Source organism: Kineosporia rhizophila, assembly GCF_021277265.1.
Lineage (GTDB): Bacteria > Actinomycetota > Actinomycetes > Actinomycetales > Kineosporiaceae > Kineosporia > Kineosporia rhizophila.
In genome coordinates, this window is the sequence record NZ_JAJSOH010000062.1 from 1 (window position 1) to 10,718 (window position 10,718).

Consider the following 10,718-nt stretch of genomic DNA (forward strand, 5'->3'; position numbering starts at 1 on the left):
ACCAGCGGTAAAACATTCATCAACGGCAATAGACAGAGTCCACCCGGGTGACCCGAAAAGGGACAGACGAGTGCGATCTGACGATGACCGGAGATGTGGGTACCTCCGCGGAACCGGCCACTTCCGTGTCCGTTGCTTCCGTGGTGTCGGCGGCCGCTTGCACGGCTCCCGAAAACCCTCGGAAGACATTACCAGGACTTGAGCGCCGGCCCGACCAGATCACCCTGACGGCGGTCACGGTCGGGCAACGCCCGCAGCGCCCTCCTACTGGGCGCCGGACGCCTTCAGAAGACGGGTCGTGCCGATCTCCGCAGCGTTCTTCATGAGTTCCGCGTTCACCCAGGCCGCGGTGTCGGCCACCGTCCGGCCCGCGTCGGCCGGCCAGGGGTACGACGCGGGTGCATCAAGCGTCTCGTCGTCCAGTGCGTCCAGCACCGCCACCCAGGCCACGCCAAGTTCTCTCAGCCAGTTGCTCGCCGGCTCGCCGACCCCGGGCCAGGTCACGTCGAAGGGGTCGAGAGGCGGGCGGCCGGCGGCGTGCTCCAGGGCGCTGCCCAGCCACCAGCCCAGGTGCCAGCTGGTCCAGGCGATGGTGGGCACCGGGATCGGGTCGGGCTCGCTCTCGGCCCAGTCGGGGACCCAGCTGCCGTCCGGCTGGGCGTTCATGGTCCAGCACAGCGGGCCCGGTTCCCAGAGGAAGTCGGCCTCCTCCAGCCGTTCCAGGTGGTACTCGAAGAACGACCAGGCCAGGTCGAACTGCCAGCGCAACAGGTCACGACGGGGAGACTCCATCCGGCGACCCTGTCACGTGATCATCTGTGCGGCAACGGCGCTGGTGGCCACCCCGGAGCCCGCGGCCGGACCACCTTCCGGGGGCAGTGCACCGGATGGTCGCGGCATAAAATGCCGGTCATGGCCGACTGGACCTTCCGACCCGCGACCGACGACGACCTGCCCCGCATCGCCGATCTGAAGGTCCTGGTGATCCGCGAGCACCTCGAGCGCCTGCGCCCCTGGGTCGAGGAGTCGGCCCGTCAGTACCTCTACGAGCGCTGGAACGCCGCCAACGTGCGGATCATCGAGGTGGCCGGGGTGTTCGCCGGCTGCGTGGCCCTGCGCCAGGCCGACGACTGCCGGTGGATCGAGCAGTTCTACCTGGTGCCGGAGTTCCAGGGGCAGGGCCTGGGCAGCGCGGTGCTGGGCGCCCTGTTGGACGAGTGCGACCGTGACCGGGCAGTGGTGCGGCTCGACGTGCTGCAGAAGAGCCCGGCGCGGCGACTGTACGAGCGGCACGGCTTCGAGTTCGAGCACGAGGACGCGCTCGATGTCTTCCTCGTCCGGCACCCGAGGTAGACCGACCGCGAAAGCCCAGCACAAACGTCCTCAGGCTCCGGGGTTCTTGGCAATGCGCACGCTGTCGGCCCATTCCTTCACCCAGGCCGGCAGCTCCAGCTCGGCCGGGTAGCCACCGACCAGCTCCTCGAGCTCGGTCTGGGAGACGGACCCGCCGCTGCGCTTGAGGAAGCGCGCCTGCACCACGGCCCGGGCGACGGTCTCGCCGCGCCGCACGAAGGTCTGCTCCACGTAGGTGTTGCGGTCGTCGACGCCGAGCATGCGGGTGTGCACGTGGAACTTCTCCCACAGCTTCAGCGAGCGGCGGTAGGTGATGGTCTGGGCGGTGACCACCGGGTACCAGCCGCGGGCGGTGATCTGCGGCCAGTGCCCCGAGCGCTGCAGCCAGTCGAGCCGGGCGAGGTCGCAGAAGGCCAGGTAGCGGCTGTTGGTGAGGTGCCGGATCACGTCGAGGTCGTTGGGCAGGACGCGGAACGGGGTGCGTCCTCCCTGCCAGACGTCGGTGCGGCTCCGGGAGCGGCCGAACAGGCTGAGCAGGAGCAGGCGGAGGTACAGGTTCATCGGGCTTCCCAGGTCGGAGCGCTGCGGGGACCGAGCCGCTCCAGTGCGTCCGGCCCGGTCATCCTAAGCAACCGCTTTGCTGGGGCCCGGTGGGGCTGGGCGAAGATGGACCGGTCGCCACTCCCCCGACCGACAAGGACCTTCATGCGTCTCCTGCTCATCCGTCACGGACAGACCCATTCGAACGTCAGCGGCTCGCTGGACACCGCCCGGCCCGGGGCGGATCTCACCGACCTCGGCCGTGAGCAGGCGGAACTGCTGGTGGAGCGGCTGAAGGACGAGCCCGTCGACGCGCTGCACGCGAGCACGCTGGTGCGCACGCAGCAGACCATCGCCCCGCTGGCCCGGGCGCGGGGGCTGGAGGTGACGGTCCACGACGGCATCCGTGAGTGGGACGCCGGTGACCTGGAGATGAACAACGACCTGGAGTCGGTGGACCTGTACATCAAGGTCGCGATGAGCTGGGCGGCCGGCCAGACCGAGGTGCAGATGCCCGGCGGTCCCACCGGGGAGCAGGCGCTGGGCCGGTTCGACGCGGTGATCGAGCAGATCGCCGGCTCGGGCGCCCAGTGCGCGGCGGTGGTCAGTCACGGTGCGGCCATCCGGACGTGGGTGGCGGCGCGGGCGCGGCAGGTGGATGTGGACTTCGCGGCGGAGCACCCCCTGCTGAACACGCAGGTGGTCCGGCTGGTGGGCGATGCGCAGGCGGGCTGGGAGGTCGAGGACTGGGGCTGGTGACGGATCTGAGGCCGGGAATACAGTGCCGAAGTGGCTGACATGCGCATCGCGGTGGTGGGTGGCGGGCCCGGCGGCCTGACCTTCGCTCGTGTCCTGCACCGTCTCGGCCGGTCCGTGACCCTCCTGGAACGCGATCCCGGCCCCGACGCCCGTCCTCCCGGCGGCTCGCTCGACCTGCAAGAGGGACTGGGTCAGCTCGCGCTGGAGAAGGCGGGGCTGCTGGCGCAGTTTCAGGCGCTGTCTCGCCCCGAAGGGCAGGCCATGCGGATCTTGGACGTGGACGGCCGGGTTCTGCGCGACTGGCACCCGGGTGCCGATGAGCAGGCGAACCCCGAGATCGACCGTCGGCAACTGCGTGATCTGCTGATCGGCCCGCTCGAGGTGCAGTGGGGCCGTGCGGTCACGCGGGTTGTGCCGGAAAACGATGGCGCAGTGGTCCACTTCGCGAACGGCGAGCCGGAATCGTTCGACCTGGTGGTCGGAGCCGACGGCGCCTGGTCGCGGGTGCGGCCCGCGGTCTCGCCGGCCACGGCCCGGTACACCGGGGTCACCGCGGTCGAGACCGACCTGCGTGACGTCGGCACCCACCGGCCTGACCTGACCCGGCTGGTCGGCGACGGGGCGATGGCGGTGTACGGCGTGAACCGGGCCGTGGTGGCGCAGCGCAACAGCGGTGGCCAGGTGAAGATCTACGCCCAGTTCCGCGCGCCGTTGAACTGGCATGCCGACCTTGACCTGACCGATCACGACGCCGTGCGCTCGAGCCTGCTGGAGCGTTTCGACGGCTGGGCCGATCCCGTCCTCGAGCTTCTGCGCCAGGGGCGCACTTTCGTTCACCGGCCGATCCATGTCCTGCCGGTGTCGCACACCTGGACGCACGTCCGTGGGGTGACGCTGCTGGGTGACGCCGCGCATCTGATGCCGCCCCTGGGCGCCGGGGCGAACCTGGCCATGCTGGATGGCGCCGAACTGGCCGAGGCGATCGCCACCGGGGACCTGGACGAGGGTGTGCGGGGCTTCGAGGAGCGCATGTGGGCTCGGGCCGGCCGGTGGGCGCAGATCACCGCGGCGGGTCTGGAACGTCTGGTCAGCCCAGACCCGGCCGAGGCCCTGGCGCTGTTCGACCGGGTCAACTAGCGACGGCGGCGGAGGCTGCGGTCGTCGAGCTCGGGCGGGCGGTCGTAGCGCTCGTCGGGGGCGAGGTCGGTGCCCGGGGCGATGATCACGTCGATCGTGTCGAGCACGTCGTCTTCGAGGCGCAGGTGCAGGGCGGCGAGCTGCGACTGCAGGTGCTCGCCGGTTCGGGGGCCGATGATGGCCGCGGTGACGCCGGGGTGGGCGGTGACGAAGCCGAGGGCCAGCTGCACCAGGGTGAGGCCCGCGCCCTCGGCGACCCCGGCCAGTTGCTCGACCACCCGCAGGCGCTGCTGGTTGACCGGTTGCCCGAGGTCGAACCAGGCCGGGAAGTGCTGGGACCGGTGGGTGCGGACCGGCTGCCCCGCCCGGATCGCCCCGCTGAGCCAGCCGCCGCTGAGCGGGCCCCAGATCAGGGTGCCGAGCCGGTACTGCTGGGCGACCGGGAGCACGTCACGTTCGAGGCCGCGGGCCAGCAGCGAGTAGTTGGCCTGTTCGCTGACCGGGCGGCTCAGCCCGTGCTCGCGGGCCGTGTACTGCGCCTCGACCAGGTGGTGGGCCAGGTGGTTGGAGGTGCCGAAGTGCAGGATCTTGCCGGCCCGCTGCAGGTCGGTGAGCGCGGCCAGGGTCTCTTCGGGGGCGGTCTGCCGGTCCAGGGTGTGCACCTGGTAGAGGTCGATCCGGTCGGTGCCCAGGCGGCGCAGGCTGGCCTCGACCGCCCGGATCAGCCAGCGCCGGGAGCTGCCGCTGCGGTTGGCGCCCTCACCGATCTGCAGGCCGGCCTTGGTGGCCAGGACCACCTGGTCGCGCCGGCCGCGCAGGGCGCGGCCGACCACCTCTTCGGAGCCGCCCTGACGGTAGACGTCGGCGGTGTCGACCAGATTGATGCCTGCGTCGAGGGCCTGGTGGATGATCCGCACCGGCTCGTCGGTGCGACCGTCGAAATTCATCGCGCCCAGGGCGAGCGGCGCGATGCGGATGCCGGTGCGCCCCAGCGTGCGGTGCTCGACGGGTTCGACGGGTTCGGCCGGCACGCCGCTCAGCGCAGACCGGCGAACAGGTCGGTCTCGGGCAGCGGCGCGCCGGTGGTGTCGTGCGCCCGCAGGAAGGTCTCGACCCCCATCATGCCGGTGAACCGCTCGACCCCCAGGCCGAGCATCATGGCGCTGTCGGACTGGCTGGCGTGGGCCGAGAGGGCGTCGAACTTCTGCTGGCCCCAGGGCTTCACGTCGACCAGGGTGGTGAACTCCTCGTCGGGCAGGCCCATCGGCAGGCGCTCGCCGCGGTCGAGGGTGGCCTGCATGCCGGCCAGCATCTGCTCCATCTCGGCCTTCTCCTGCTCGGTGCCGAACTCGCGGGTGAGGTCGCCCCACGCCTTCATGTGCGAGTAGGGCATGGAGGACCAGTACACCTTCGCCGGCTGCCAGTTCTCACCGGCGAGCAGTTCGAGGGCGGCCACGGTGATGCGGTGGGCCTGGATGTGGTCGGGGTGGCCGTAGACGCCGTTCGCGTCGTAGGTGACGACCACGTCGGGCCGGTGGCGGCGCATCAGCTCGGCCAGCCGGGCCGCGGACTCGGCCACCGGCACCTGCCAGAACGCACCCGGCGCCTGGTTGGTCTCCCAGCCCATCATCCCGGAGTCGTGGTAGCCGAGCTGCTCGACGTGGTCGAGGCCGAGGACCTTGGCGCTGCGCTCCAGCTCGCCGCGGCGCACGGCCACCACGGCCTCGGCGTCGTGCGCGGCGTCACCCGGTTTCACCCCGCCCGGACCGTCGCCGCAGCGGCCGTCGGTGCAGGTGACGAGCACGGTGCGGATGCCTTCGGCCGCAGCCTTGGCGAACACGCCACCGGTGCCGGTGGCTTCGTCGTCGGGGTGGGCGTGGACGGCCATCAGGGTCAAGGTCACAACCGGCACATTAGCGGGGGCCACCGACAGTTCCGGAGCGGTTTTCGTTCTCGGCGCACCCGGGCATATCTGCGCCGTCCGAGGTGTTGACGCCGCCCGGTCGCGCGGCGGGTCCGCCGCCCGACCGGGACTGCGCGAGGGCTTACCGGAAGGCGTCCAGCCCGGTCAGGGCCTTGCCGATGACCAGCGTGTGCATCTCCACGGTGCCCTCGTAGGTCAGCACCGACTCCAGGTTGTTCATGTGCCGGATCACCGGGTACTCCAGCGAGATCCCGTTGGCCCCGAGGATCGTGCGGGCGGTCCGGCAGATCTCCAGGGCCTCGCGCACGTTGTTCAGCTTGCCCAGGCTGACCTGGACCGGCTTGAGCGTCCCGGCGTCCTTGCGCCGGCCCAGGTGCAGCGCCAGCAGCAGGCCCTTGGTGTACTCCAGCTCCATGTCGGCGAGTTTCTGCTGGGTGAGCTGGAAGGCCCCGATCGGCCGGCCGAACTGCTCGCGCTCGCGGGCGTAGCGCACCGCCGCGGTCAGGCAGGTGCGGGCGGCCCCGAGCGAACCCCAGATCACCCCGAAGCGGGCCTCGCTCAGGCAGGACAGCGGGCCGGCCAGGCCCTGCGACCCGAGCACCGCGGCCTCCGGCACCCGCACCTCGTCGAGCACCAGCTCGGCGGTGATCGAGGCGCGCAGGGAGAGCTTGTGCCTGATCTCGTGGGCGCTGAAGCCGGGCGCCGAGGTGGGTACGGCGAAGCCGCGGATGCCCTCGTCGGTGTTGGCCCAGACCACCGCCACGTCGGCGATCGTGCCGTTGGTGATCCAGGTCTTGGTGCCGCTGATCACCCAGTCCGAGCCGTCGCGGCGCGCGCGGGTGCGCATCCCGGCCGGGTCCGAGCCGTGGTCGGGCTCGGTCAGCCCGAAGCACCCGATCGCGTCCCCGGCCGCCATCCGCGGCAGCCACTCGTCCTTGATCTCGTCCGATCCCCAGCGCCACAGGCCGAACATGGCCAGCGAGCCCTGCACCGAGACCAGCGAGCGGATCCCGGAGTCCACCGCCTCCAGCTCCATGCAGGTCAGGCCGTACTGGGTGGGGGTCATCCCGGCGCAGCCGTAACCGGTGAGGTGCATGCCCAGCACCCCGAGCCCGCCGAGTTCCTTGGTCAGGCCGCGCGGGTCCTCGACCGTTCCCCGCTCGAACCAGTCCGCCACGTACGGCGCGATCCGCGCCTGTGCCATCGTGCGGACTGCGGAGCGGATGTCGCGTTCGTCGGCCGACAGCAGTTCGTCGGCGCCAACAAGATCAACGGCCACGTCGATGGGGTCCATCCGGCCAAAGCTAGGCTCGCCCCACCACCGAACACCACCCCTGACCAGTCAGGCCCCATCAACCAGGAGACGCCGCATGAGCCCCACTCAGCCGCCGTACCAGGTGACCGACCCCGCCACCGGCGAGGTGCTCGAGACCTTCCCGTTCGCCACCGACGCCGAGATCGAGGCGGCGCTGGCCGGGGCCGACTCCGCGTTCACCGCCTGGCGGGAGGTGCCGATCGCCGAGCGCGCCGCGATCGTCCAGAAGGTCTCGGACCTGTTCGGCGAGCGCGCCGAGGAGCTGGCCCGGATCTCCCAGCAGGAGATGGGCAAGGCCTTCGACGAGGGCAAGGAGGAGAGCGAGTTCTCCCAGGCCATCTTCGGCTACTACGCCACCGAGGGCCCGAAGCTCGCGGCCGACCGGCCGATCCCGACCAGCAGCGACACCGGCGGCACCGCGATGGTGGAGTACCGGCCGGTGGGCGCGGTGCTGGGGATCATGCCGTGGAACTTCCCGACCTACCAGATCGCCCGGTTCGCCGCGCCCAACCTGGTGCTGGGCAACACGGTGATCCTCAAGCACGCCGAGTGCGTGCCCCGCACCGCGCTCGCGGTGGCGCAGATCATGAAGGACGCGGGGGTGCCGGAGGGTGCCTACGTGAACGTCTTCGCCACCCACGAGCAGGTCGAGACGATCATCGCCGACCCCCGGGTGCAGGGGGTCTCGCTGACCGGGTCCGAGCGGGCCGGGGCGGTGGTGGCCGCGCTGGCCGGCAAGTACCTGAAGAAGTGCGTGCTGGAGCTGGGCGGCTCGGACCCGATGCTGGTGCTGGACAGCGCCGACGTGGCCAAGGTGGCACAGACCGCCTGGGACTTCCGGGTCTACAACAACGGCCAGGTCTGCAACTCCAACAAGCGCATGATCGTGATGGCCGACGTCTACGACGACTTCGTCGCCGAGCTCACCCGCAAGGCCCGGGAGATCGACCCGGCCGAGCACGCGCCGATGTCCTCGCGCCGGGCCGCCGAGGCGATCGACGCGCAGGTGCAGGAGGCGGTGTCGAAGGGGGCCACCCTGCACGCCGGCGGCGTGCTCGGTGAGGGGCCGGCGGCGAAGTACTCCCCGGGCGTGCTCACCGGTGTCACCCCGGAGATGGCGGCCTTCCACGAGGAGCTGTTCGGGCCGGTCGCGGTGGTCTACAAGGTCAGCAGCGAGGACGAGGCGGTGCAGCTGGCCAACGCCACCCGCTTCGGTCTCGGCGGCTCGGTGTTCAGCCAGGACACCGACCGGGCCAAGCGGGTGGCGCGGCGCCTCGACGTGGGCATGGCCGCGGTGAACACGCCGGCCGGCGAGGCGGCGGAGCTGCCGTTCGGCGGCACCAAGCGCTCGGGCTTCGGCCGGGAGCTCGGGCCGCTGGGCTTCGACGAGTTCTGCAACAAGCGGCTGTACTACGTGGCCGACTGAGCCCGACTGAGCACACAGATCCGGATGAAGGACGGCGCCGGGCCCGGTCGGGTCCGGCGCCGCCTTTGCGTCGGGTCGGGTTGCGGGACGGGCGGTCAGCCGAACCTGGGATCGGGCGGCAGGTGCAGGGCGAGCGCCCGCACCAGGTGGGCCTCGAGTTCGGTGTCGGGGTGCCCGACCCAGTACTGGTGGCCGGTGAGCATGGCCGCGACCAGCGCCTGACCCACCGCCACGGGGAAGAAGCCGTCCTCGGCGTGGCCGGTCTGCCGGGCCGCGAAGGCCCGGCCCGCGCTGCGCCAGCCCTCGAAGGCCCCCCACAGCTGGGCCTGCACGGCGGGCGTGCTGAACACCAGCTGGGCGCGGTGCAGGGCCCATTCGCGTTTGGCCGGGGTGGTGATCCGGTGCACGGTGAGCGCGGCCCGGCTGAGCACCTCGTCGTAGGGCCGGTGCTCCTCGGCCGCGGCCAGCAGTTCGGTGAACTGCTGGTTCTCGGCGGCCGTCTCCACCCAGAGCACGTCGGACTTGGTGGAGAAGTAGCGGAAGAAGGTGCGCCGGCTGATCCCGGCGGCAGCCGCGATGTCCTCGACCGAGACCTCCTCGAAGCCGCGTTCGAGGAACAGCCGCTGGGCGACGTCGGCCAGCGCACGGGCACTGGTCGTGGCCGGGCGACCACCGAGAGGTCCTGTCATGCCGGTCATGGTGGCCCACCGGGGGGCCACGGCAAACCATGACAAGATTCCGTGTCATTGCGTCTGGACAGGGGCAAATCGCCTGCCATAGGTTACGACACGCTGTGCCATAACCGGGGTCCCGTGGCCGCCCGGCCGCCGGGACCGAACCTGAAGGAGCTCCCCATGGGCCGCGTAGCAGGCAAGGTCGCATTCATCACCGGGGCCGCCCGCGGCCAGGGCCGCAGCCACGCGATCAAGCTGGCCGAAGAGGGCGCCGACATCATCGCCGTCGACATCGACACCCAGGTGACCTCCGCCCCCTACCCCACCGCCACCGCCGAGGACCTGGCCGAGACGGTCAAGGCCGTGGAGGCGCTGGACCGCCGGATCATCGCCCGCACCGCCGACATCCGTGACCTGGGCGCCCTGACCGAGGTGGCCAAGGAGGGCGTGGCCGAGTTCGGCCGCCTGGACATCGTCCTGGCCAACGCCGGCATCTCCAGCATCGGCCCGCTGCTCGACCTGGACGAGGCCACCTTCCAGGAGATGATCGACATCAACCTGACCGGGGCCTGGAAGACGGTCAAGGCCACCGTCCCGCACATCATCGAGGGCGGCCGCGGCGGCTCCGTGGTGATCACCAGCTCGCTGGCCGCGATGGTGGCCAACGGCAACAACGGGCACTACTCGGCGGCCAAGGCCGGTCTGGTCTCGCTGATGAAGACCGCCGCCAAGGAGTGGGCGCCGCACAACATCCGGGTCAACACCATCCACCCGACCACGGTGCAGACCCCGATGATCATCAACGACGCCACGTTCAAGCTGTTCCGCCCGGACATCGAGAACCCCACCTACGACGACTTCATCGTCGCCGCCAACACCCTCAACGCCCTGCCGGTGCCGGTCACCGAGCCGATCGACATCACCAACGCGGTGCTGTACCTGGTCTCCGACGAGGGCCGCTACGTCACCGGCACGACCCACGTGGTCGACGCCGGCGGCGCGCTCTGAGCCGGTAGCACCAAGGCCGCTCGAAGGCCGCTCGGGGACTAGAACCTCAGGTCCCCGAGCGCCTCCAGAGCCACCGGCAGGGCCGGGTTCTGGCTGTCACGGGCCCACACCAGGTGCAGCTCCACCGGCCGGGGCGTGGGCGTGGCGAAGGGCAGGAACAGCACCCCGTCGGGGTGGATCAGCCGCGTGCTCTCCGGCACCAGCGCCACCCCCCGGCCGCCCTGCACCAGCCAGACCATGGTGAGGATCTGGCTGACCGAGTGCACCACGTTGTCGTGGCGCACCTGCAGCAGGCCCACCACCAGGTCGTAGAAGTAGCGGGCCTTGGCGTCCGAGTGCATGATCAGCGGCTCGCTGACCAGGTCCTCGGCCCGCAGCGGACGCTCCAGCGAGGTCAGCGGGTGCCCCTCGGGCACGGCCACCACCAGGTTCTCGCGCACCAGCCGCCGGTGCCCGAACAGCCCGGCGTCGAACGGCGGCCGGGCCAGGCCCAGGTCGATCTCGTGCGCCTGCACCGCCTCCAGCTGGTCGCGCGAGACCAGCTCGAACAGCTCCAGCTCGAGGTCGGGCAGCTGCTCGGAC

General features: G+C 71.0%; 12 protein-coding genes. 5 read left to right on the forward strand and 7 right to left on the reverse strand.

What is annotated here, in order from left to right; translation table 11 throughout:
• Window positions 1-264 precede the first annotated feature (264 nt).
• Entirely contained in the window at window positions 265-792 is a 528-nt protein-coding gene (locus LWF15_RS35610; RefSeq protein WP_232815421.1) for a DinB family protein, read from the reverse strand.
• Window positions 793-912: 120 nt separating this feature from the next.
• Here LWF15_RS35610 and LWF15_RS35615 point away from each other — a divergent pair, with 120 nt between their 5' ends.
• Entirely contained in the window at window positions 913-1,353 is a 441-nt protein-coding gene (locus LWF15_RS35615; RefSeq protein ID WP_232815422.1) for a GNAT family N-acetyltransferase, read from the forward strand.
• 30 nt (window positions 1,354-1,383) lie between these two features.
• On the opposite strand, the gene LWF15_RS35620 is transcribed toward LWF15_RS35615, so the two are convergent.
• Complete coding sequence (locus LWF15_RS35620; protein WP_232815423.1) at window positions 1,384-1,914, reverse strand: thioesterase family protein; 531 nt, start codon at window positions 1,912-1,914, stop codon at window positions 1,384-1,386.
• Window positions 1,915-2,058: 144 nt separating this feature from the next.
• Here LWF15_RS35620 and LWF15_RS35625 point away from each other — a divergent pair, with 144 nt between their 5' ends.
• Together LWF15_RS35625 and LWF15_RS35630 are read left to right on the forward strand one after the other, a co-directional pair.
• The gene (locus LWF15_RS35625) at window positions 2,059-2,652 is read left to right on the forward strand and encodes a histidine phosphatase family protein (RefSeq protein ID WP_232815424.1); all 594 of its coding nucleotides are present in this window, start codon (window positions 2,059-2,061) and stop codon (window positions 2,650-2,652) included.
• Between the two features lie 39 nt (window positions 2,653-2,691).
• Window positions 2,692-3,789 carry an FAD-dependent oxidoreductase gene (locus LWF15_RS35630; protein ID WP_232815432.1) on the forward strand — a complete coding sequence of 366 codons (1,098 nt, stop codon included), beginning with the start codon at window positions 2,692-2,694 and terminating at the stop codon, window positions 3,787-3,789.
• Here LWF15_RS35630 and LWF15_RS35635 read toward each other — a convergent pair.
• From LWF15_RS35635 to LWF15_RS35645, 3 genes are all read right to left on the reverse strand, one after another.
• A complete protein-coding gene (locus LWF15_RS35635) occupies window positions 3,786-4,820 on the reverse strand; it encodes an aldo/keto reductase (RefSeq protein ID WP_232815425.1) in 1,035 nt (344 codons plus the stop codon). The genes LWF15_RS35630 and LWF15_RS35635 overlap by 4 nt on opposite strands.
• Window positions 4,821-4,825: 5 nt before the next feature.
• Complete coding sequence (locus tag LWF15_RS35640; RefSeq protein WP_352396734.1) at window positions 4,826-5,677, reverse strand: PIG-L family deacetylase; 852 nt, start codon at window positions 5,675-5,677, stop codon at window positions 4,826-4,828.
• A gap of 157 nt (window positions 5,678-5,834) precedes the next feature.
• Complete coding sequence (locus LWF15_RS35645; RefSeq protein WP_232815427.1) at window positions 5,835-7,007, reverse strand: acyl-CoA dehydrogenase family protein; 1,173 nt, start codon at window positions 7,005-7,007, stop codon at window positions 5,835-5,837.
• Window positions 7,008-7,083: 76 nt separating this feature from the next.
• Here LWF15_RS35645 and LWF15_RS35650 point away from each other — a divergent pair, with 76 nt between their 5' ends.
• Window positions 7,084-8,454, forward strand: coding sequence for an NAD-dependent succinate-semialdehyde dehydrogenase (locus LWF15_RS35650; protein WP_232815428.1), 1,371 nt, complete (start codon window positions 7,084-7,086; stop codon window positions 8,452-8,454).
• A 95-nt stretch (window positions 8,455-8,549) separates the two neighbouring features.
• On the opposite strand, the gene LWF15_RS35655 is transcribed toward LWF15_RS35650, so the two are convergent.
• On the reverse strand, window positions 8,550-9,143 hold the full coding sequence (locus tag LWF15_RS35655; protein WP_232815429.1) for an acyl-CoA-like ligand-binding transcription factor: 594 nt from the start codon (window positions 9,141-9,143) through the stop codon (window positions 8,550-8,552).
• Window positions 9,144-9,308: 165 nt separating this feature from the next.
• Here LWF15_RS35655 and LWF15_RS35660 point away from each other — a divergent pair, with 165 nt between their 5' ends.
• Window positions 9,309-10,136, forward strand: a complete 828-nt coding sequence (locus LWF15_RS35660; protein WP_232815430.1) for a mycofactocin-coupled SDR family oxidoreductase — start codon at window positions 9,309-9,311, stop codon at window positions 10,134-10,136.
• Window positions 10,137-10,174: 38 nt separating this feature from the next.
• On the opposite strand, the gene LWF15_RS35665 is transcribed toward LWF15_RS35660, so the two are convergent.
• Window positions 10,175-10,718: LysR substrate-binding domain-containing protein (locus LWF15_RS35665; RefSeq protein WP_232815431.1), on the reverse strand; the 544-nt coding region annotated here is incomplete at its 5' end.

Bases quoted from the DNA above. Each gene is read 5' to 3' on its own strand.
- LWF15_RS35620 (WP_232815423.1), bottom strand. From the start codon at position 1,914: ATGAACCTGTACCTCCGCCTGCTCCTGCTCAGCCTGTTCGGCCGCTCC.
- LWF15_RS35615 (WP_232815422.1), top strand. From the start codon at position 913: ATGGCCGACTGGACCTTCCGACCCGCGACCGACGACGACCTGCCCCGC.
- LWF15_RS35650 (WP_232815428.1), top strand. From the start codon at position 7,084: ATGAGCCCCACTCAGCCGCCGTACCAGGTGACCGACCCCGCCACCGGC.
- LWF15_RS35610 (WP_232815421.1), bottom strand. From the start codon at position 792: ATGGAGTCTCCCCGTCGTGACCTGTTGCGCTGGCAGTTCGACCTGGCC.
- LWF15_RS35625 (WP_232815424.1), top strand. From the start codon at position 2,059: ATGCGTCTCCTGCTCATCCGTCACGGACAGACCCATTCGAACGTCAGC.
- LWF15_RS35640 (WP_352396734.1), bottom strand. From the start codon at position 5,677: ATGGCCGTCCACGCCCACCCCGACGACGAAGCCACCGGCACCGGTGGC.
- LWF15_RS35660 (WP_232815430.1), top strand. From the start codon at position 9,309: ATGGGCCGCGTAGCAGGCAAGGTCGCATTCATCACCGGGGCCGCCCGC.
- LWF15_RS35630 (WP_232815432.1), top strand. From the start codon at position 2,692: ATGCGCATCGCGGTGGTGGGTGGCGGGCCCGGCGGCCTGACCTTCGCT.
- LWF15_RS35655 (WP_232815429.1), bottom strand. From the start codon at position 9,143: ATGACAGGACCTCTCGGTGGTCGCCCGGCCACGACCAGTGCCCGTGCG.
- LWF15_RS35645 (WP_232815427.1), bottom strand. From the start codon at position 7,007: ATGGACCCCATCGACGTGGCCGTTGATCTTGTTGGCGCCGACGAACTG.